Genomic DNA, 19405 nt, shown 5'->3' with positions numbered 1-19405 from the left:
CTACGCGCCCGGAGGCGGTTCGTCCAGTCCCTATGCGAGAATTACCTGAGCCTCAGTCCCTGCACGCGCATCAGCCCGTCGGGGATCAGGCGCAGGCCCTCGAGCTTCGCGCCGTGGGCGAAGATATTGGTGCGGTGGTAGAGGTAGATGTATGGCCGTTCGGCGAGATAGATCTTGGCGGCCGCCTCGTAGGCGCTGAGCCGCGCCGGCAGGTAGACGCGACCACGACCGTCCTTCAGGTGTCTGTCGACCTCGGCGTTGCAGTACTTGCCGCCGTTGAGCGCGCCATCGCAGGCCTTGAAGCTGTAGATGTTGCCGTCGATGTCGACGCGTCCGCTCCACAGGATCAGCAGGCTCTCGAAATTGCCGGCGACCCAGTCGCGCAGCAGGGTCGCGGTCTCGAACACCTGCAGTTCCATGTCGAAGCCGGCCTCGCCCACCATGCCCTGGATGATCTCGGCCGCCTGCCTGAACTCCGTCGTGTTGGGCAGCGACATGTGCACCTTCACGCGCTCGAGGCCGGCCTCCTTGATCAGCGCCCTGGCCTTGGCCACGTCGCGCTTCGGCACCGGCACGCTCCTGGCGTAGAACGCCGTGCCCGGCGCCACCGACTGGTTGCCCGGCATGTAGACGCCGTCCGACAGCACCTGGGCTAGGGCCTCGCGGTCGATCGCCCAGTCGAGCGCCTCGCGCAGCTTCTGGACCTTGTTGATCGGCGCCTGGGCACGCGGGCCGTTGGCGATGTTGAACGAGATGTAGACGGCCGACAGGCCCGGCCCGGCGGCGACGCGCACCCGCGTGTCCTTCTTCAGATCCGCCACGTCGCTGGGCAGCACGGCCTCGATCAGGTCCAGGCTGCCGGCACGCAGGTTGTTCAGGCGCACCGTGCCGTCGGGCACCGGCAGGTAGACGATGCGGTCGAGATGGATGTTCCGGGCGTCCCAGTAATCGGCGAAGCGTTCCAGCTCGATGCGGTCCAGCGCGACGCGGCGCACAAACTTGAACGGGCCGGCGCAGACCGGCGCATTGGCGAACCTGTCACCCAGGGCGGCGATCGCCTTGGGCGACATGATCATGCCGGCGCGATCGGCCAGCGCCGAGATCAGCGGCGCGAAGGGCTGGTTGAGCTCGATGTCCACTGTATCGGCGCCGACCGCCGCGATCTGCTTGATCGGCCCCATCTCCGAGCGACGCGTCGAGCCCTGCATGGTCAGGTGGCGGTCGAGCGACGCCTTGACCGCCGCGGCGTCCATCTTCTCGCCGTCGTGGAAGCTCACGCCCGGGCGCAGCTTCAAGCTGAGCGTGCGGCCGTCGGTCGACCAGCTCCACGATGTCGCGAGCTGCGGCACGAGGTTCGACTTCTCGTCGATATCGATCAGCTTGTCGCACATCGCGGCGAAGACCTGCCGGCCGGCCACCGTGCGCGACAGCGTGGGATCGAGCGCATCGGGATCGCTGCCGATGCCGATGCGCAGCGTCTGCTGCGCGCCTGCCGGCACTGTCAGGCCGGCAAGGAAAGCAGTCGCCAGGATCACGCGCTTCATGGTCCGCTCCGTCATCGCACCATGCGGAATGATGCAATTTGCCCGCCACGCGTGCGACCCCTATCCTCGCAGGGCAGGGTGGAAGCCATCGCGATGGAGGAGGCCATGCAGCCGGTGTTCGACCTGTCTTCGGTGCATCGCTTCAAGCATCCCGGCGCCATCGACGCCGACGGTCACGTGCTGGAGCCGGGCGATCTCTGGGACACCTACATCGAGGCGCGCTATCGCGAGCGCGCGCTGCGCATCAGGCGCGACGCCGACGGGCTGGAGTATCTCGAGGTCGGCGGCCAGCCCTCGAAGATGACGCGCAAGGGCTATCCGGCCACGCTGGGCCGCATGGGCCAGAAGGAGCTCGACGCCTTCAAGCCGCACCCCGACAAGACCTACGCCGCCAACATGCCGTTCGGCGCCTGCGACGCCGGCCAGCGCCTGAAGCTGCTCGAGGCCGAGAACCTCGACAAGGCGATCCTCTATCCGACCCTGGGCATCCTGTGGGAGGCGGAGCTCGAGGACGCCGAGCTGTCGCAGGCCTATTGCCGTGCCTATAACCGCTGGATCGCCGATTTCTGCCGTTCGTCGGGCGGCAAGCTGGTGCCGATCGCCCATCTGTCGCTCGGCGATCCGCCGGCGGCGGCGGCCGAGCTGGAGCGCGCGGTCAAGGATGGCTGCCGCGGCGCCTTCGTCGTGCCCTTCACCTGGACGCGCAAGGCGCATGGCGATCCGGTGCACGACCCGCTCTATGCCAAGGCCTGCGAGCTCGACGTGCCGATCGCGATCCATCCCGCCTTCGAGCCGTTCCGCCTGCGCGGCCAGCGCTTCGAGGACCAGCACCGCATGTCGTTGCTCGCCGCGGTTTCGGCGGCCAACGGCGTGCGCGAGGCCTTCACCACCTTCTTCCAGTTCGCGACCTTCGATCGCTTCCCCAGGCTGAAGCTGATCATTCTCGAATCGGGAGCCGGCTGGATCGGCTATTGGCTCGACCGGCTCGACGGCGTGGTGACGTCGACTTTCATCGGCGGCCGGGCGCCGTTGAAGCACAAGCCCAGCGACTATTTCCGCCGCCAGGTCTGGATCTCCGCCGATCCCGACGAGCGCACGATTCCGGCGCTGCTCGACCTCTACGGCGCCGACCGCTTCTTCTGGGCAAGCGACTATCCGCACCCCGACCATACCGGCGACTACCTCGCCGAGCTCGAGCACATGGTCGATGCGATGCCGGCGACGGCGCGCCCGCGCATCCTCGGCAACAACGCCCGCGCCGCGTTCGGCATTTGACCCCGCCGCGCATCCTGCAGGTCGGCTACGGCGTCTTCGGCGCGCAGCATTCCCGTGCCTGGGCGGCATTGGGGCACGAAGCTTCGCTGATCATCGCGGATTGCTCCGCAGCGGCGCGCAATGCCGCGGCAAAGGCGCATCCGAAGGCGAGGATCGTCGCCGACTGGCGCGAGGCCCTGGGAGAATGCGACGCGCTCGACATCGCAGCACCCAGCGACCTGCATCACGCGATCGCGATGGCGGCGCTGGAGGCGGGCCTCGACCTTTTCATCGAGAAGCCCATGGCGAGCAGCGCCACGCAGGCGCGCGAGATCGCCGGGCAGGCGGCAGCGCGGCGGCGCATCGTGCAGGTCGGCTATCTGTTACGCATCCATCCCGCCGCGCGGGCGCTGCGCGAGCACGTGGGCGTATCGGGCGTCGGCGCGATGTCGATGATCGTGGCAGAGTTCATCAGCCTCAAGCGCCCGCGGCGTGACGCTGGCGTGGTGCTCAACGACGCCGTGCACCTCCTCGATCTGATGTGCTGGATCGTCGGCCGACTGCCCGACGAGGTGTCGGCGACCCTGGTCGAGCGGCTGGGCCGCGGCTTCGAGGACATCGCCGCCATCACGCTGAACTGGATCGACGGGCCGGTGGCGCGGGTCGATGCCTCGTGCATCGTGCCGGGCGAGCACGCCGACGAGTTCGCGCGCGGCGCGTTTTCGCGCAAGCGGCTGACGATCACGGGCGACCAGGGACAGGCCTCGGTCGATTTCATGCTCGATGCCCTGACAACGCGCAGATGCCTGCTGATGCCGCAGGACAACGGCGGCTGGCTGCCGCTCTATGAGAGCCCGCAACGCCGCGGGTTCATGCCGCTGTCGCCGATCCAGGGCATGGCGGCGCAGTTCGCGGTCTTCCTTGACGCCATCGCCCGGCGCGCGCAGCCGGAGGCGAACGCGGGTTCAGGTGTGGCGATGGCGGTGCTGGCCGACGCGATCTTCGAGGCGGCGAGGACGAAGCGCACCGTTGCCATTCCGAGGGCAGCGGAGAACCCATAGATCCCTCGCGTGCTCGGGATGACAGCGAAAGCGCACCGCGCCCTCTGTCACTTTTGCGCGTCGAGGAACTCGATGATGGCCTTGCGCTCGTCCGGTTTCTTCACGCCGACGAAGGCCATGGTGGTGCCCCGGATCACCCCGCGCGGGTCGGCAAGATAGGGATCGAGCGTCTCGGTGCTCCAGACGATGCCCGAGTTCTTGTTGGCCTCGGAGTAGCGGAAGCCTTCGATCGTGCCGGCCTTCCGGCCGATCAGGCCCCATAGATTGGGCCCCTGCAGGCGACGCGTGCTGTCCTTTTCGGCGATATGGCAGATGCCGCAATGGCGCTTGAACAGCCGTTCGCCGGCGGCGACGTCCTGCGCCTGCGCCGGGATTGCGAGAAGACCTGCGATCATCCCGGCGGCTGCCGGCCCAAGCCACTTCATGCGACGCCCTCCTGCGGAACCGCCGCGAGATATGAGGCGGCACGCGGCGCGACGCCATGCGCGCCGCCGCCGCACCCCGGCGTCATCCCCAGGTGTCGGCCGTGATCGCCTGGTACCAGGCGCGGGTGTATTCGGCCTCCAGCTTGCGCTCGTTCATCGCCGTCGGCGTGCGCGGGCTGACGCCGCCGGCATTGGGCGTAGCCACGATGCCGCGATCGGTCACCTGATAGACGTCCGTGACCGAGATGCCGTAGTCGGGGTTGACCAGGCTGTAGCAGATGTTCAGCAGCGCCGGCGCTCCCGGGGATTTGCCGTCGAGAGCGGCGACGATGGCGGCAGCCGCGACCTTGCCCTGGATATTGGCCGACGAGCCCGACTTCGGCATCGCGCCGGCGATCGAGGCGTCGCCGATGACGTAGACATGCTCGGCCTTGCGCGAGGCGAAGGTCATGGGATCGACGGCGCACCAGCCGCGATCGTCGGCCAGCCCGCCGTCAACGGCGATGCGGCCCGCGGTCTGCGGCGGGATGACGTTGATCACCGCGCCCTTCTCGCTGCCGAAACCCGACTTCACCGTCATCGTCGCCGGATCGACGCTCTCGACCTTGCCGCCATCCTTGCCGGCGATCCAGGTGATCATGCCCGGGTACTCTGCTTCCCATGCCGCCTGGAACAGGCCCTGCTTGGAGAACGCATCCTTGGCATCGAGGATCAGGATCTTCGACTTCGGCTTGTGGTTCTTGAAGTACCAGGCGATCGCGCTGACGCGCTCGTAGGGACCCGGCGGACAGCGGAACGGATTGGGCGGCGAGACCAGGATGAAGGTGCCGCCGTCCGGCATCGCTTCGAGCTGATTGCGCAGCAATGTCGTCTGCGGACCGGCCTTCCAGGCGTGCGGCATCTTCTTCGAGGCCGCCTCGTCGTAGCCGGGCACGCCCTTGTGGTTCAGCTCGACCCCTGGCGAGACGATCAGCTTGTCGTAGGTGATTCGGCTGCCTCCCGAGAGGCGCAGCAGTCGGCCCGGAGCGTCGATGCCCGCGGCCTCGCCCTTGGTGACCTTCACGCCGAGCTTGCCGAGCGCCTCGAAGGTCCTGACGTTCTCCTCGATCTTGCGGAAGCCGCCCAGCACGTAGTTGGAGAACGGGCAGGTGACGTAGCGATCGTCGCGCTCGACCAGCGTGACGTCGAGCCTGGCATTGGCGAGCTTGAGGTATTTCGCGGCCGTGGCGCCGCCGAAGCCGCCGCCGACCACCACCACCTTGCCGGCGATGCCCTGGGCGATCGCCGGCGCGCCCAGCAGCGGAATCGCCGCACCCGTCGCGGCGGCCGACCTCAGGAAACGACGACGTGTCGTGTGCATGTCGGCCTCCCCTACTTCAGCGCCGCGAGATACGCGGCGATCAGCGCCAGCTGCTCGTCGGTGTATCCCTTGGCGATGCGGTTCATGATCGTGCCCGGGCGCTTGTCGGCCTTGAAGTCGGACATCTGGCGCGCGAGGTGATCCCTGGGCAGGCCGGCCAGGGCCACGATCTGGCCTGAGCCCTTGGCGCCCGGCCCGTGGCAGACGTAGCAGGTCTGCGCCATCGCCTGCCCGCTCTGCGCGCGTGCCGGCATCGCCAGCGCGACGCAGGCGGACACTGAAAGCAGTGCCCCGAAGATCCGCTTCATCGTCATCCCCCCTCTCCTTGTGCTAGGCCGCCATCTCGACCTTTTGCTCGGCCGTGTACTGCGCACCGTCGTCGTCGCGCCAGATGAAGCGCAGCACGCCGCTCTCCTCGACGCGCATGAAGAACGCCAGATAGGGATTGGCGGAGATCGCCGGCTCCAGCCTGGCGGCGAAGACCGGCCTGCCGTTGAAGGTCACCTCGAGGGCGTTCACGATCTTGCGCGGCACGAGCGCGCCGCCGGCATCCCGGCGCTGACCACTCTCCATCGCGTGGCTGATCAGGGTGCGGACCTCGATCACCTCGCCCTTCTTCGGATTGGCCGGCACGCGGATGCGCGGCCTGATGTCGTCAGCCATCGCCCTCTCCCGACCTCAACTGCCGCAGCCGCCCACGGTCACCGTGACGTCACGCGCCGCCATCCACAGCGACCCGTCGCCGAGCTCGGCCACGGCGAGGACGCGCTGCGAGGCCGCCAGCCGCGCGCGGAACTGCACCTCGGCGCGACCGCTCAGCGGACCGAGACGGAACGAGGCCACGCCCGGCGCCGGGTTGCCCTCGGCGACGACATGGATCGCGCGCACATGGTCGGCATCCGTCATCGGGCTCTCCACCCTCACCGTGAACGGCACGGCCGCGCCGTTCTCGGCGATCTCGGGCGCGAGGATCGAAATCCGGCCCTCGCGCGCGGTACCCTTCACCAGGCTGCCCAGCAGGCCCCGGGCGGTTTCCGGGGTGGCTCCGGCGGCGGGTGCCAAGGATATCAGCACGCCAGCCGCGCCGGCGGCGCCCAATGCGCGCCGCCGCCCCATTGCCCGCCCCGAGCGATCCATGTCCATCTCCGGTCCTGCCGCCACCAACTCAGGATATATCGCCCGCGCCGTCAAACAATGTATCCTTGCGCCATGCCCGGTTCGGCGCATGCGGAGAGGCCGATGAAGGTCCTGATCGAATACTGCAGCGGTTGAGGCTACAAGCCCCAGGCCCTCCGTGTGAGGGACATGCTTGCCCGGTCCGGGCACACCGACGTCACCCTGATCCCCGGCAGGTCCGGGCAGTTCGACATCACGGTCGACGGCGCGCTTGCCTACACCCGCGGCAAGACCGGCCGTTTTCCGACCGACGCGGAAATCGACGCCCTCGCCGGGACGTGACGGCGCTGTCTATACTCCGCGCGCAACCGGCAGGGAGCGCGGATAGTGGTGGCAGCTGACGGAGATGGTGCCGGGCAATTGGCGACGGCGCTCGAGCGCACGGCCGCCGACTACGACGCCGCGCCCTACACCTCGCACGCCTTCCCGCTGACCCAGCCGGGCCGGCTGTCGGCCGTCGCGCGCATGTTCGGCCTCGATGCGCCTGCCGTGCACAAGGCGCGGGTGCTGGAGCTGGGCTGCGCCGCCGGCGGCAATCTGCTGCCGATGGCGCTGCGCTTCCCCGAGGCGCGCTTCCTCGGCGTCGATCTCTCGGGCGTGCAGGTCGAGCACGGACGGCGGCGCCTCGGCCGGCTGGAGCTGAAGAACGTCGAGCTGCGCCACGGCAGCATCACCGAGGTCGGCGAGGCCGACGGCACGTTCGACTATGTCATCTGCCACGGCGTCTATTCCTGGGTGCCGGAGCAGGTGCGCCAGGCGATCCTGCGCATCTGCGCCACGCGGCTGGCCGACAACGGCATGGCCATCGTCAGCTACAACGTCATGCCCGGCTGGCATCTCAAGCGCATCGTGCGCGACGCGATGCTGGCGCACGTCGCGCATATCCCCGACCCGGCGCAGAAGGTCGGCCAGGCCAAGGCGCTGATCAATTTCCTCAAGGACAAGGTGGCGCAGGCCACGCCCTATGGCAGCGCGCTGCGCGCCGAGGCCACCTTCCTCGTCAACCAGCGCGACGACTATGTGCTGCACGAGTTTCTCGAGGCCGAGAACACGCCCTGCACCGTCACCGAGTTCGTGCTCGCCGCCGAGAGGCAGGGCACCAGCTATCTCGCCGAGACCGAGATCCACACCATGCTGGCCGAGACCTATGGCGAGGATACCGCCAAGGCGCTGCGCGAGCTGGCCGGCAACCGGCTGCTGCCGCTGGAGCAGTACATCGACATCCTCACCGGCCGCACCTTCCGCCAGACCATCCTGGTGAAGACCGAGCAGGCGCGGCGCGCCCAGCGCATGCTGGAGCCGGTCCGGCTGATGGACCTGCATCTGTCGGGCAAGTTCCGCCTCGAGCCCGAGCGCACCGACAAGGGTGCCTTTCTGTTCAAGGATGCGTCAGATCGGACGCTGACCACGGCCAGCGCCTCGGTCGCGACGGCATTGGAGGCGCTGGCGGCGCGCTATCCGGGGACCGCGGAGCCGCGCGAGCTGATCGCCATCGCCACGCGCTGGGCCGACCAGCCGGCGCTGCAGGAGGCCGCCGTGCTCGACGCGCTGTTTCGCATGGCCAATGTCGGTATGATCGACTTCTCGACCGTGCCGTTGCGCGTGGGCTCGGCCGCGGCCGAGCGGCCGGTCGCCTCGGCCTTCGCGCGCCTCGATGCCATCGAGAACTCGGCCTACACCGCCAGCCTGCGCCACGAGGCGATCAACATCGACGTGCCGATGCGCGCGCTCCTGCCGCTGCTCGACGGCTCGCGCGACCGCGCCGGCCTGGCCGAGGGCGTGATGCGCATCGTCGCCGAGGGTGGCCTGCAGCTGATGCGCGACGGCCGGCCGGTCGAGGGCGACGAGGCGCGCCGGAAGGCCGCCGCCGAGTTCGTCGAGGCCACGCTCAAGACTCTCGAGAGCAGCGCGCTGCTCGAACCCACCTGATTGCCGTCCCGAGCGCGGCGAGGGGCTGGGAGCGCCGGCGCTCCCAGACAAGCCCCCCGCTGCGCTGGGGATGACAGGATACGCAAGAGGATCACCGATGAAGTACGTTCCGCTCGGCCGCTCAGGCCTGATCGTCAGCCGCGTCTGCCTCGGCGGCAATTCCTGGGGCGCCAAGGGCCGCCGCCCGTGGGGCAAGTTCGACGCCGACGAGGCGCCGGCCTATTTCAGGCGCGCGCTCGATCTCGGCATCACCTTCTTCGACACCGCCGACGCCTACAATCTCGGCCGTTCGGAGGAGATCGTCGGCGAGTCGCTGATGCGGATGGTGCCGCGCGACGAACTGGTGCTGTCGACCAAGTTCGGCATCAAGATGAGCGAAAAGCCCAACGATGCCGGCGTCGGCCGCAAGCATCTGATGTCGGCGATCGATGCGCAGCTCAGGCGGCTCAGGACCGACTACATCGACGTCTATCACGTCCATCGGCTGGACGCGCACACGCCGATCGAGGAGGCGATGTACTCGCTCGACGCGCTCGTGCGCTCGGGCAAGGTTCGCTACATCGCCGGCTCGACGATGCCGGCCTACAAGTTCGCGCAGATGTGCATGGTCGCGGACTGGAAGGGCTACGCCAGGCCGATCGCCATGCAGAACCTCTACAACATGGTGCAGCGCGAGGAAGAGCGCGAGATGAACCGGCTGTGCCTCGAGCAGGGCGTCGGGCTGATCCCCTACTCGCCGCTGGCGCGCGGCTTCCTTGCCGGCAACCGGTCGCGCTCGGGTGGCGGCGAGACGGAGCGCGCCAGAACCGACTCGCTGGTCAAGGCCGATACCTGGCGCGACTGCGACTGGACCATCGTCGAGGCACTGAAGGCCATCGCGCAGCAGCGCGGCTGCAGGCCGACGCAGGTCGCGCTGCTGTGGCTGTGGTCCAAGCCCTACATGGCCGCGCCGATCATCGGCGCCACCCGGCTCGAGCAGCTCGACGACGCGGCCGTCGCCAGCACAATGCCTGCACTGTCGGCCGAAGAGATCGCAGCGCTGGAGGCGCCCTATCAATTCCGCGTGTCCCCGGAGAACTGAGACAAGCTCGCGGTAGACCGCGCTACATCGGGTTGTCTAAGAGGGCACATCGCAACCCACGTGCGGAGAGCGCGATGTCCGGGACCGGCCGCTTCGTCTGGTACGAGCTGATGACCACCGACACCAAGGCCGCCAAGGCCTTCTACGGCAAGGTCGTCGGCTATGGCACGCAGGACATGCCGGAGATGCACTACGCGGTGTTCACCATCGATGGCGGACGCGGCGTGCGCGGGCTGATGGAGATGCCCGAGGAGCTGCGCAAGGGCAACGTGCCGCCGCACTGGCTGGGTTATGTCGGCGTCGACGACGTCGATGCCGGCACCGAGAAGGCCAGGAGCCTCGGCGCCACCATCCAGGTGCCGCCGCAGGACATTCCGACCGTAGGCCGCTTCTCGATGTTCCTCGATCCTGGCGGCGCGGCGCTGGCGCTGTTCAAGCCGCTGCCGATGCCGGGCGGCGATCCGGGACCGGTCGCGCCGGGCACGGTCGGCGGTACCGGCTGGAACGAGCTCTACGCCGCCGATGGCGCCAAGGCCTTCGACTTCTACAGCGCGCTGTTCGGCTGGAAGAAGTTCGACACCATGGACATGGGTCCGATGGGCCTCTACCACCTGTTCGGCCCACCCGACGCCGACATGCCCATGGGCGGCATGATGACCAAGCCGACCGAGGTGCCGGTGCCGTTCTGGACCTACTACATGCAGGTCGGTCCGATCGAGGCCGCGACACAGCGTGTCAGGGATGCCGGCGGCCAGGTGCTGATGGGCCCGATGGAGGTGCCAGGCGGCGACTGGATCATCCAGGGCATGGATCCGCAGGGCGCCGCCTTCGCGCTGGTCGGCCAGAAGGGCTGAGGCTCAGCCGACGCGTTCGATGAAGGCCTGCGCCGCCGCGGGGTTGCGCACCTTGGCGCCCGAGATGAAGTAGACGAAGACGTCGCCGCGCCTGGCCCAGGCCTTGGCCTGACTGGCCCATTTGTCGAGGTCGGCGGGCTTGTAGCCGGTCTTCACCTTCTCCTCGCTGCGCATCAGCCGCGCGTAGGTGAAGTCGGCGGTGGGCTCGTCGATCGCCGGGAAGTCGTCATCATCGGCGACGATGATCGCCGCGTTGTACTTGCGCGCCAGCTCGTAGAATTTCCTGTCCTTGAAGGTCTCGTTGCGCACCTCGATTGCGTGGCGCAGCTTCAGCCCGCCGACTTCCCTGGGCAGCAGCTTGAAGAAGCTCTCGATGTCTTCGGCGTCGAACTTCTTGGTGGCCATGAACTGCCAGTTGATCGGCCCCGCCCGGTCCTTCAGCTCGACCAGGCCCTGGTTGGCGAAGCGCTGGATCGACTCGGCGGCGTCGGCGAGCTGACGGCGGTTGGTGCAGAAGCGCGACGCCTTCATCGAGAAGACGAAGCCCTCGGGAGTCTCGTCGCGCCACTTCGCCCAGCTCACGGGCTTGAAGCTGGAGTAGTAGGTGCCGTTGATCTCGATCGAGGTCAGCTTGCGCGCGGCGTATTCCAGCTCGCGCTTGTGCGACAGGCCCTCGGGATAGAACACGCCGCGCCAGGGCTCGAAGGTCCAGCCGCCTATGCCCGTGTATATCTTGCCACCTTTGGCCATCACCTGATCTCGACATCTTCCCAGAAGCCGATCCAGTGATCGACCGGCTTCATCGAATCGCGCGGCGCCTCGTAGGACCACGCCGCACGGTCGCTGCGCCTGCCGGCATCGACCACGTCGTAGAACCGCACCCCATGTGGACACTTCAGGTCATTCGCCGTCTGCGGCGACGCCTGCAGCAGTTCCATCCGCACCGCCTCGCGCGGGAAGTAGCGGTAGCCGCCGACTTCGAGCGTGCGATCGCTGTCCGCGATCACCGCGCCCTGCCAGATCGCCTGCATGGTGGCCTCCTGCGAATGAGCGTCGATTGGCGGCAGTCTAGGCCGCCCGGCCTCACTTCTCCATCTGCGCCTTGAGGTTCGCCAGGCCAGTGTCGAACTCCTTGCCGATCATGGTGTCGATGTTCATGAATACGCCCATCAGCTTCGACATGAACGGGCTCGGTCCATAGATCGCCCAGGTCACCATCGTCGAACGCCCTGCGGCTCGAGGATGAACTCGGCCATGTTGTTGGCCGGGAAGGGCGCGATGAAGTCGAGCTTCATCACCAGCCTGGTCGGTGGCCTCGACTCGATGATCTCCATCCGGCCGTGGCCGACCTGCTTGTTGCCCTGCCACTCGTACTTCGCGCCCTTGCCGCTCTGCTCGCCGCTGTAGGTGCGTTTCATCGCCGGATCCTTGGCCTCCCACGGCGACCAGCCTTGCTGGGCGCGCAGATCATCGAGCCGCGGGAAGGTCCTCCGCGCCGGCGTCTCGATGGTCACCGAGCGCCGGACGCGGAACCTGTCGGGGCGCGTCGAGGCATAGAGGAGCAGTCCGATCACCGCGGTGGCGACGACGGCAAGCACGATCTGGATAATCTCGAGCATGCCCGCCGCCCGTCACACGTCGACAAAGACCTTGAAGCCGCCGTAGCTCATGCGCTTCATGTCGAAGGGCATGCTGGAACCATCCATCTTCAGGCGCGGGTCGTTCATCACCTTCTTGTTGATCCTGTCGCGCTGCGCCTTGGACTTGTAAGTGATCCACGAGAACACCACCGTCTCGCCCGGCTTGGCTTTCGCCAGCTTGAGGAACGGCGTACCCCACTTGATCTTCAGGTCGTCGCCGACGCACTCCTTGTAGTCGAGCGCGCCGAACTCCTTCCAGATTCGACCTGCCTTGGCGGAGATCTTCCTGTAGGCCGCGAGCTGCTTCTTCGGCACCGGGATCACGAAGCCATCGACATAGGTCATGGGACTGCTCCTTCCTCGCGAGCGCTCACTAATTAACTCTAAAGTTAATTAGTGAAACGCAACCAGCATGTCAATCCCGCACGAATGTGGCGATGAGTCGGCGGCTCAGGCCCTGGCGCGCACGCGGTCGGGCAGGTCGAGGCCGACGCCGACCAGCGTGCCGAACAGGTCGCGCAGCCTCTGCATGTCGGCCTCGGGCAGCGGCGGCCGCAGGATCGACTCGATGTTGGCGCGCAGATGCTCCTGCCGGCCGGTGCCGAACAGCACGACGTCGACGCCCGGCTCGTGGCGCACGAAACGATAGGCGGCGTCGGTCAGGCTGGTGGCGCCGCCCTCGTGGATCAGGAACGACAGCGGCGCGTCGGACTTCGCGAACTCGGCCGGCACCTCGCCGGCGGCCGCGAGATCGGCCATCGCCTGCCTGAGCGCCGCGGGCCGGCTGAAGATATTGCGCACCACGAACATCAGCAGGGTGCCGATGCCGCGCCTCTTTGCCGTCGGCAGGATGGCGCGCCGCGCGCCCTGGTTCATCATGCTGTAGGCCAGCATCACGACCTCCCACGGCGGCTCGGCGACGGCGTGGGCCATCATCTCCTGCTTCGGATCGTTTGGTCCGGTCTCGGTGATGCCGAGATGGCGCAGCTTGCCCTTCTCCTTCTCGCGCAGCAGCGCCGGCGCGAGCTCCTTTAGCGCGTGGTCATAGTTGGCCGGCGCCACGGCATGCAGATGATAGACGTCGACGTGGTCCGTCCTGAGCAGGCGCAGCGAGTTGTCCAGCGCCTTCACCGCATCGGCACCGGAGATCAGGCCCTCGCCCCGGCGGATCCGGCACTTCGAGGAGACCACCACCTGGTCGCGCCGCCCGGCGAGCGCTTCACCGACGACATGCTCGGTGGCATAGGCCTCCGCCGTATCGAGGAAGTTCACGCCCAGGTCGAGCGCCGCCCGCACCACCGCGACCGCCTGCGCGTCGCTGCCGCCGGTGCCCAATCCCAGCCGGCTGTTGCCGCCGCAACCCAGTCCGGCGACCGAGACCTTCAGGCCGGTGTTGCCCAATGTCGTGTACTGCATGGATTGTCCCACCCGCGCGGATTGTCCGGGCCATCATAGACAGCCCCGCAGCCGCGCTCACACACAAGACTTCCGCCGCGGTTGGCGCTAGCCTTGCAAGGAGCGCATCCGGGGAGAGTCGTGTGGCCGCCATCCTGTTCCGAAATCTGAAACTGCTCGATCCGCGCTGGACCGCTGCGCGCGGCGGCTACGAGGTGCTGGTCGAGGGCGCGACCATCAGGGACGTCTCGGACAAGGCGATCAAGGCGTCGGGCGCGCGCATCGTCGATTGCGGCGGCGGCACGCTGATGCCGGGCCTGATCGACTGCCACGTGCACGTATTCCTGAGCGAGGTGAACATCCGCAACCTCGAATCCGTGCCGCTCACCCTGCTGACCGCGCGGGCCGCCGACCTGATGAAGGGCATGATCGATCGCGGCTTCACCACGGTGCGCGACACCGGCGGCGCCGATTGGGGCATCAAGACCGCGGTCGACAGCGGGCTGATCCCGGGCCCGCGCCTGTTCATCTCCGGCCGCGCCATCGGCCCCACCGGCGGCCACAGCGATTCGCGCCGCCGCACCGATACCGGGGCGCCGTCCTGCGGCTGCTGCAACGCCATGGTCTACGCAATGGCGATCGCCGATGGCGCCGACGAGGTGCGCAAGACGGTGCGCGAGCAGATGCGCCAGGGCGCCGACCAGATCAAGATCATGTGCTCGGGCGGCGTGGCGTCGCCCTACGATCCGCTCGACTCGCTGCAATACTCGCCGGCCGAGATCGCCGCGGCCACCGACGAGGCGAAGAATTTCGGCCGTTACGTGCTGGCGCATGCCTATACGCCCGAGGCCATCACCCGCGCGGTCAGCAACGGCGTGCGCACCATCGAGCACGGCAACCTGATCGATGCGAAATCGGCGAAGCTGCTGGCGTCGAAGGGTGGCTTCATGATCGCCAATCTCGTCACCTATTTCGTGATGAAGGAGCGCGCGGCGCAGTTCGGCATGACCAGGGACATGCTCGACAAGAACGACATCGTCATGGACGGCGCGCTGCGCTCGCTGGAGATCTGCAAGCGGGCCGGCGTCGAGGTCGGCTTCGGCAGCGACTTGCTCGGCCAGCTGCAGGTCGAGCAGAGCCGCGAGTTCATCTATCGCGCCGAGGTGCTGAAACCGCTGGAGATCATTCGGCAGGCGACCCTGGTCGGCGCCAAGATCCTGCGTCAGGAAGGCAAGCTCGGCATCGTCGAGCCGGGCGCCTTCGCCGACTTGGTCGTGGTCGACGGCGATCCGCTGAAGAACCTCGAGCTGTTCCTCGACCAGGGCGCGCATCTGCCGGTGATCATGAAGGCCGGCCAGTTCCACAAGAACACGCTGAAATAGGCGCGGGGTAGGATCGATGCTGTTGTTCCGAAATCTGCGCCTGCTCGACCCGCGCTGGACCGAGGCGCGCGGCGGTTACGAAGTGCTGGTCGAAGGCGATCTGATCAAGGAGGTTTCGGCCAAGCCGATCAAGGCGGCCAAGGCCGACGTGATCGATTGCGGCGGGCGCACCGTGATGCCCGGGCTGATTGACTGCCACGTGCACACGCACCACAGCGAAGTCTACATCAACCGCATGGAGGCGGTGCCGCTGACCCTGATGATGGCGCGCTCGACCGGACGCCTGAAGCGCATGCTCGATCGCGGCTTCACCACCGTGCGCGACGCCGGCGGCGCCGACTGGGGCACCAAGACTGCGATCGACTCCGGCCTGATCCCCGGTCCGCGCCTGTTCATTTCCTGCCGCTCGATCGGTCCTACCGGCGGCCACAACGATCGCAACCGGCGCACCGATTTCACCGGACCGCCCTGCCTGTGCTGCAACGGCATGGTGTTCATCCGCTGCATCGCCGACGGTCCCGACGCGGTGCGCAAGGCGGCGCGCGAGCAGATGCGCCAAGGCGCCGACCAGGTGAAGCTGATGGTCTCCGGCGGCGTCGCCTCGCCCTACGATCCGCTGGAATCGATCCAGTTCACCATCGAGGAGATCACCGCCGCCGTCGAGGAGGCGCACGCCTTCGGCCGCTACGTGCTGACCCACGCCTACACGCCCGAGGCGATCACGCGGGCGGTCAATTGCGGCGTGCGCACCATCGAGCACGGCAACTTGGTCGATGCCAGGACCGCCAGGCTGATGGCCAGCAAGAAGGTCTACATGGTGCCCAACCTGATCGCCTACGACGCCATGAAGCGGCGCGCCAAGGAGCTGGGCATGCCCGACTCCATGCTGGAGAAGAACGACGAGGTGCTGAAATACGGTTTCGCCGAGCTCGAGCATTGCCGCAAGGCGGGCGTGAAGATGGCCTACGGTTCGGACCTGCTGGGCGCGCTGGAGGACGAGCAGACGCGCGAGTTCCAGATCCGCGGCGAGGTGATGCCGGCCATCGACGTGATCCGCTCGGCCACGCTGATCGGCGCCGAGGTCGTGCGCCAGGAAGGCAGGCTGGGTGTGATCGAGCCCGGCGCCTTCGCCGATTTGCTGGTGGTCAACGGCGATCCGCTGAAGAACCTCGGCCTGTTCCAGGACGGCGGCCCCAACCTCGCGGCCATCGTCAAAGGCGGCCGCTTCCACAAGAACGCGCTGTGATGGTGCTGGCCTTCATGGCTGGGGGCGCGCCACTCCAGTGGCGCGTCTTGTCTTGCGCCAACAAGGATCGCGCCACTGGAGTGGCGCGCGCCCGGCTTCCATGACCGCCGCCGCCCTCATCCGCCGGCGCGCGCGGCGCTGGGCGCTGAATGGTGCCGCGGGCATCGCGCTGCTCTACATCCTGACGCCGCTGATCTTCGTCACCTGGCTGGCGTTCTTCCGGCAGGAGATCCCGTCGTTTCCGCCCGAGGGCTACAGCCTGCGCTGGTTCGCCGCCATCCTCGACCAGCGCAAGTTCGTCGACGGCTTCTCACTCAGCCTGCGGGTGGGCGTGCTGGCGACCTTCATCGGCCTGGCGCTGGGCATCCCGGCGGCACTCTGCCTGGCGCGCTTCGACTTCAAGCTGCGCGGGCCGTTGGCCAATCTGCTGCTGATGCCGGTGGTCGTGCCCGGCGTCGTGCTGGGCACGGCGATGTACGTCTTCCATGTCGAGGTCGAGAACGGCCTCGATGTCGACGTGCTGGGCACCTTCTACGCCATGGTCGCGGGCCACGTCGTGATCGTCATTCCCTGGGTGGTGCGGCTGGTGACGGCGAGCCTCGCCGGCATGGACCGCACCATCGAGGAGGCGGCGCAGAATCTCGGCGCCGGGCCGTGGACCACGTTCTGGCGCATCACCCTGCCGTCGATCCGCCCGGGCATCGTCGCCGGCGCGCTGTTCGGCTTCGTCACCTCCTTCGGCAATCTCGAGATGAGCCTGTTCCTCGTCGGCCCCGGCCGCACCACCCTGCCGATCGTCATCCTCCAGTATCTGGAGTGGAAGATCGACCCGACCATCGCCGCGGTTTCGGTGCTGCAGATCCTGCTGATCGGCATCGCCATGCTGGTCACCGATCGCTACGTGAAGCTTGCGCGGGTGGTGTGAGATGGCGCGTCTCGACATACATGGGCTGAGCAAGCGCTACGGCGATTTCCACGCCGTGCGCGAGGTCGACCTTCAGGTAGCCGATGGCGAGTTCCTCGTCCTGCTGGGCCCGTCCGGCTGCGGCAAGACCACGACCTTGCGCATGGTGGCGGGCTTCATCGAGCCGACCGCGGGTCACATACGGCTGGGCGGCGCCGAGGTCACCGAGCTGCCGCCGTGGCGCCGCAACACCGGCATGGTGTTCCAGAGCTACGCGCTCTTCCCGCATCTGAGCGTGGCGCAGAACGTCGCCTTCGGCCTGGAGATGCGCAAGCTGCCGCGCGCCGATGTCGCCAAGCGCGTCGAGGAGGCGCTGGCGCTGGTGCGGCTGGGCGGTTTCGGCGCGCGCCTGCCGCGCCAGCTTTCCGGCGGCCAGCAGCAGCGCGTGGCGCTGGCGCGCGCGCTCGCCATCCGGCCCGACGTGCTGCTGCTCGACGAGCCGCTTTCCAACCTCGACGCCAAGCTGCGCCAGGAGGTGCGCGTCGAGATCCGCGAGCTGCAGCGCCAGCTCGGGCTGACCACGGTCATGGTCACGCACGACCAGGAAGAGGCGCTCACCATGGCCGACCGGCTGGTGGTGATGAACGAGGGCTCGGTGTGCCAGGTCGGCACCCAGCGCGAGCTCTACGAGACGCCGGCCGACCGCTTCGTCGCCGGCTTCGTCGGCCGCAGCACCTTCCTCACCGGCACGATCGAGACTCCGGGCCGCTTCCGCACCGAAGGCGGCCTCGCGCTGGCCTGCAGCGGCGGCGCGCCGGGCCCGGCGTCGCTGGCCCTGCGGCCGGAACGGCTGGAGATCGCCGCCATGGCGTCCTCCGGGCCGCTTTCGGGACTCGACAACCGGCTGCCGGGTACGGTGGAATTCGTCTCGTATCTCGGCGCGCTGACGGACATCCACGTGCGCCTGTCGCCCGCCGATCGCGTCGTCGTGCAGATCGCCAACCGCGACAGCAGCTTCGCGCCGCAAGTCGGACAACAGGTCCATATCGGCTGGCCCGCCGGGGCCGGTCTTGTCTTCACAGGGTAGCGTCGAACGTCAACGGGAGAGACAAATGACGGATCGTCTCAAGATCAATCGCCGCGCCGTGCTGGGCGGCACCGCCGCGCTCGCCAGCGGCCTCGCCGCGCCGGCCATCGCGCAGGACAACAAGCGCATCGTCGTCGGCACCTGGGGCGGCGACTACTCGCGCCTGCTGGCCAAGAACATCGAGACGCCGATCCTGAAGCCCAAGGGCTGGGACGTGGTCAAGGACGAGGCCGGCGACCCGCCGCGCCGCGCCAAGGTGCTGGCCGAGAAGTCGCTGCGCCGCGGCACCTCGGACATCCAGGGAGCCTCGGCCGCCAACATGTACGAGATGAACGAGCAGGGCACGATCCTGCATCTCGACTATTCGCAGATCCCCAACGCCAAGAACCTCATCCCGGCGATGAAGTATCCCTACGGCGTGGGCCACATCTATTCGGGCAAGGTCGGCCTGTTCAATCCCAAGATGATGGCCACGCCGACGAGCTTCGCCGACATCCTCAACACCAGCCATGGCGACAAGCTCGGCATCATCGACATCCAGTATCAGTACACCATGCTGTGCGCGAGCCTGGCGGCCGGCGGCAAGGTCGGCGATTTCGAGCCCGGCAAGCCGCTGCTGGTCGCCCTGAAGAAGGCCGGCGCGCGCATCTATCCCAGCAACGAGGCCTTCGCCCAGGCGCTGAAGACCGAGGAGATCGCCTGCGGCGTGATGTGGAAGGCGCGCGCCGTGCAGTGGCAGAACGCCGGCATCAACGTGCAGACCATCGCGCCCAAGGAAGGCGTGCCGATGTACGTCTCCGGCTTCGTGGTGCCGAAGAACGCACCCAACAAGCCGGGCGCCTACGCCTTTCTCGACGCCATGCTCGACGCCTCGGCGCAGGAGAACTTCGCCAAGGACATGGGCTACAACCCGACCGTGACCAACGCCAAGGTCGACCCCGAGCTGCGCCGGCGCATCGGCTTCACCGACGAGGAGCAGACGCGCCTGGTCGACCTCGACTACGGCTACATGGCCAAGAACGACTCCGCCTTCAAGGAATGGTGGGACAAGTCGTTCAAGGCGTAGT

The 19405-nt window shown here is 67.8% G+C and carries 21 protein-coding genes and 1 pseudogene; 11 read left to right on the top strand and 11 right to left on the bottom strand.

The genetic code is table 11. The features are described 5' to 3' along the window. Nucleotides 1-41: 41 nt before the first annotated feature. Nucleotides 42-1544, bottom strand: coding sequence for an ABC transporter substrate-binding protein (locus tag KF889_01045; GenBank protein MBX3498002.1), 1503 nt, complete (start codon nt 1542-1544; stop codon nt 42-44). A gap of 78 nt (nt 1545-1622) precedes the next feature. Here KF889_01045 and KF889_01040 point away from each other — a divergent pair, with 78 nt between their 5' ends. Beyond that, entirely contained in the window at nt 1623-2819 is a 1197-nt protein-coding gene (locus tag KF889_01040) for an amidohydrolase (GenBank protein ID MBX3498001.1), read from the top strand. Then, a complete protein-coding gene (locus KF889_01035; GenBank protein MBX3498000.1) occupies nt 2816-3859 on the top strand; it encodes a Gfo/Idh/MocA family oxidoreductase in 1044 nt (347 codons plus the stop codon). The genes KF889_01040 and KF889_01035 overlap by 4 nt, the downstream gene beginning before the upstream one ends. Nucleotides 3860-3906: 47 nt before the next feature. Here the strand turns inward: KF889_01035 and KF889_01030 are convergent, their stop codons facing one another. From KF889_01030 to KF889_01010, 5 genes are all read right to left on the bottom strand, one after another. Then, nucleotides 3907-4284 carry a cytochrome c family protein gene (locus KF889_01030; protein MBX3497999.1) on the bottom strand — a complete coding sequence of 126 codons (378 nt, stop codon included), beginning with the start codon at nt 4282-4284 and terminating at the stop codon, nt 3907-3909. Between the two features lie 82 nt (nt 4285-4366). Next, the gene (locus KF889_01025; GenBank protein ID MBX3497998.1) at nt 4367-5644 is read right to left on the bottom strand and encodes an FAD-dependent oxidoreductase; all 1278 of its coding nucleotides are present in this window, start codon (nt 5642-5644) and stop codon (nt 4367-4369) included. 11 nt (nt 5645-5655) lie between these two features. Further along, a complete protein-coding gene (locus KF889_01020; GenBank protein ID MBX3497997.1) occupies nt 5656-5958 on the bottom strand; it encodes a c-type cytochrome in 303 nt (100 codons plus the stop codon). A 16-nt stretch (nt 5959-5974) separates the two neighbouring features. Further along, nucleotides 5975-6307 (bottom strand): thiosulfate oxidation carrier complex protein SoxZ, encoded by a 333-nt coding sequence (gene soxZ / locus KF889_01015; GenBank protein ID MBX3497996.1) that lies wholly within the window; start codon nt 6305-6307, stop codon nt 5975-5977. Between the two features lie 15 nt (nt 6308-6322). Next, complete coding sequence (locus KF889_01010; GenBank protein ID MBX3497995.1) at nt 6323-6787, bottom strand: thiosulfate oxidation carrier protein SoxY; 465 nt, start codon at nt 6785-6787, stop codon at nt 6323-6325. Nucleotides 6788-6949: 162 nt separating this feature from the next. Here KF889_01010 and KF889_01005 point away from each other — a divergent pair, with 162 nt between their 5' ends. The 4 genes from KF889_01005 to KF889_00990 all read left to right on the top strand — a co-directional run bounded on the left by KF889_01005 (nt 6950) and on the right by KF889_00990 (nt 10684). After that, nucleotides 6950-7102, top strand: coding sequence for an Rdx family protein (locus KF889_01005; protein ID MBX3497994.1), 153 nt, complete (start codon nt 6950-6952; stop codon nt 7100-7102). A gap of 48 nt (nt 7103-7150) precedes the next feature. After that, nucleotides 7151-8749, top strand: coding sequence for a class I SAM-dependent methyltransferase (locus tag KF889_01000; GenBank protein ID MBX3497993.1), 1599 nt, complete (start codon nt 7151-7153; stop codon nt 8747-8749). Nucleotides 8750-8846: 97 nt separating this feature from the next. Beyond that, a complete protein-coding gene (locus tag KF889_00995) occupies nt 8847-9830 on the top strand; it encodes an aldo/keto reductase (GenBank protein MBX3497992.1) in 984 nt (327 codons plus the stop codon). A gap of 74 nt (nt 9831-9904) precedes the next feature. Next, nucleotides 9905-10684, top strand: coding sequence for a VOC family protein (locus tag KF889_00990; protein ID MBX3497991.1), 780 nt, complete (start codon nt 9905-9907; stop codon nt 10682-10684). 3 nt (nt 10685-10687) lie between these two features. On the opposite strand, the gene KF889_00985 is transcribed toward KF889_00990, so the two are convergent. The 5 genes and pseudogenes from KF889_00985 to KF889_00965 form a co-directional block, all read right to left on the bottom strand. Beyond that, nucleotides 10688-11434, bottom strand: coding sequence for a DUF72 domain-containing protein (locus KF889_00985; GenBank protein MBX3497990.1), 747 nt, complete (start codon nt 11432-11434; stop codon nt 10688-10690). Beyond that, nucleotides 11434-11715 (bottom strand): DUF427 domain-containing protein, encoded by a 282-nt coding sequence (locus tag KF889_00980; GenBank protein ID MBX3497989.1) that lies wholly within the window; start codon nt 11713-11715, stop codon nt 11434-11436. The genes KF889_00985 and KF889_00980 overlap by 1 nt, the downstream gene beginning before the upstream one ends. Nucleotides 11716-11767: 52 nt before the next feature. Continuing rightward, a pseudogene (locus KF889_00975) lies at nt 11768-12303 on the bottom strand (SRPBCC family protein). Between the two features lie 12 nt (nt 12304-12315). Beyond that, on the bottom strand, nt 12316-12669 hold the full coding sequence (locus KF889_00970) for a DUF1428 domain-containing protein (GenBank protein ID MBX3497988.1): 354 nt from the start codon (nt 12667-12669) through the stop codon (nt 12316-12318). A gap of 105 nt (nt 12670-12774) precedes the next feature. Next, entirely contained in the window at nt 12775-13740 is a 966-nt protein-coding gene (locus KF889_00965) for an aldo/keto reductase (GenBank protein ID MBX3497987.1), read from the bottom strand. A 122-nt stretch (nt 13741-13862) separates the two neighbouring features. On the opposite strand from KF889_00965, the gene KF889_00960 reads away from it, so the two are divergent. The 5 genes from KF889_00960 to KF889_00940 all read left to right on the top strand — a co-directional run bounded on the left by KF889_00960 (nt 13863) and on the right by KF889_00940 (nt 19404). Then, the gene (locus KF889_00960) at nt 13863-15101 is read left to right on the top strand and encodes an amidohydrolase family protein (protein ID MBX3497986.1); all 1239 of its coding nucleotides are present in this window, start codon (nt 13863-13865) and stop codon (nt 15099-15101) included. A gap of 16 nt (nt 15102-15117) precedes the next feature. Next, nucleotides 15118-16347 (top strand): amidohydrolase family protein, encoded by a 1230-nt coding sequence (locus KF889_00955; GenBank protein ID MBX3497985.1) that lies wholly within the window; start codon nt 15118-15120, stop codon nt 16345-16347. A gap of 100 nt (nt 16348-16447) precedes the next feature. Continuing rightward, nucleotides 16448-17272: an ABC transporter permease gene (locus tag KF889_00950; GenBank protein MBX3497984.1), complete on the top strand. Its 825-nt coding sequence runs from the start codon at nt 16448-16450 to the stop codon at nt 17270-17272. A 1-nt stretch (nt 17273) separates the two neighbouring features. Beyond that, nucleotides 17274-18338 carry an ABC transporter ATP-binding protein gene (locus tag KF889_00945; GenBank protein MBX3497983.1) on the top strand — a complete coding sequence of 355 codons (1065 nt, stop codon included), beginning with the start codon at nt 17274-17276 and terminating at the stop codon, nt 18336-18338. 25 nt (nt 18339-18363) lie between these two features. Beyond that, nucleotides 18364-19404 carry an extracellular solute-binding protein gene (locus KF889_00940; GenBank protein MBX3497982.1) on the top strand — a complete coding sequence of 347 codons (1041 nt, stop codon included), beginning with the start codon at nt 18364-18366 and terminating at the stop codon, nt 19402-19404. Nucleotide 19405 lies beyond the last annotated feature (1 nt).

Source organism: Alphaproteobacteria bacterium (assembly GCA_019635875.1).
In the GTDB taxonomy this organism is placed as follows: domain Bacteria; phylum Pseudomonadota; class Alphaproteobacteria; order Reyranellales; family Reyranellaceae; genus JAFAZJ01.
This window is presented reverse-complemented; position numbering and strand designations above follow the sequence as displayed.

Bases quoted from the DNA above. Each gene is read 5' to 3' on its own strand.
- KF889_01025 (MBX3497998.1), bottom strand. From the start codon at position 5,644: ATGCACACGACACGTCGTCGTTTCCTGAGGTCGGCCGCCGCGACGGGT.
- KF889_00940 (MBX3497982.1), top strand. From the start codon at position 18,364: ATGACGGATCGTCTCAAGATCAATCGCCGCGCCGTGCTGGGCGGCACC.
- KF889_00990 (MBX3497991.1), top strand. From the start codon at position 9,905: ATGTCCGGGACCGGCCGCTTCGTCTGGTACGAGCTGATGACCACCGAC.
- KF889_00995 (MBX3497992.1), top strand. From the start codon at position 8,847: ATGAAGTACGTTCCGCTCGGCCGCTCAGGCCTGATCGTCAGCCGCGTC.
- KF889_01010 (MBX3497995.1), bottom strand. From the start codon at position 6,787: ATGGACATGGATCGCTCGGGGCGGGCAATGGGGCGGCGGCGCGCATTG.
- soxZ (MBX3497996.1), bottom strand. From the start codon at position 6,307: ATGGCTGACGACATCAGGCCGCGCATCCGCGTGCCGGCCAATCCGAAG.
- KF889_00985 (MBX3497990.1), bottom strand. From the start codon at position 11,434: ATGGCCAAAGGTGGCAAGATATACACGGGCATAGGCGGCTGGACCTTC.
- KF889_01045 (MBX3498002.1), bottom strand. From the start codon at position 1,544: ATGAAGCGCGTGATCCTGGCGACTGCTTTCCTTGCCGGCCTGACAGTG.
- KF889_00980 (MBX3497989.1), bottom strand. From the start codon at position 11,715: ATGCAGGCGATCTGGCAGGGCGCGGTGATCGCGGACAGCGATCGCACG.
- KF889_01005 (MBX3497994.1), top strand. From the start codon at position 6,950: ATGCTTGCCCGGTCCGGGCACACCGACGTCACCCTGATCCCCGGCAGG.
- KF889_00955 (MBX3497985.1), top strand. From the start codon at position 15,118: ATGCTGTTGTTCCGAAATCTGCGCCTGCTCGACCCGCGCTGGACCGAG.
- KF889_00945 (MBX3497983.1), top strand. From the start codon at position 17,274: ATGGCGCGTCTCGACATACATGGGCTGAGCAAGCGCTACGGCGATTTC.
- KF889_01030 (MBX3497999.1), bottom strand. From the start codon at position 4,284: ATGAAGTGGCTTGGGCCGGCAGCCGCCGGGATGATCGCAGGTCTTCTC.
- KF889_00965 (MBX3497987.1), bottom strand. From the start codon at position 13,740: ATGCAGTACACGACATTGGGCAACACCGGCCTGAAGGTCTCGGTCGCC.
- KF889_00950 (MBX3497984.1), top strand. From the start codon at position 16,448: ATGACCGCCGCCGCCCTCATCCGCCGGCGCGCGCGGCGCTGGGCGCTG.
- KF889_01020 (MBX3497997.1), bottom strand. From the start codon at position 5,958: ATGACGATGAAGCGGATCTTCGGGGCACTGCTTTCAGTGTCCGCCTGC.
- KF889_00970 (MBX3497988.1), bottom strand. From the start codon at position 12,669: ATGACCTATGTCGATGGCTTCGTGATCCCGGTGCCGAAGAAGCAGCTC.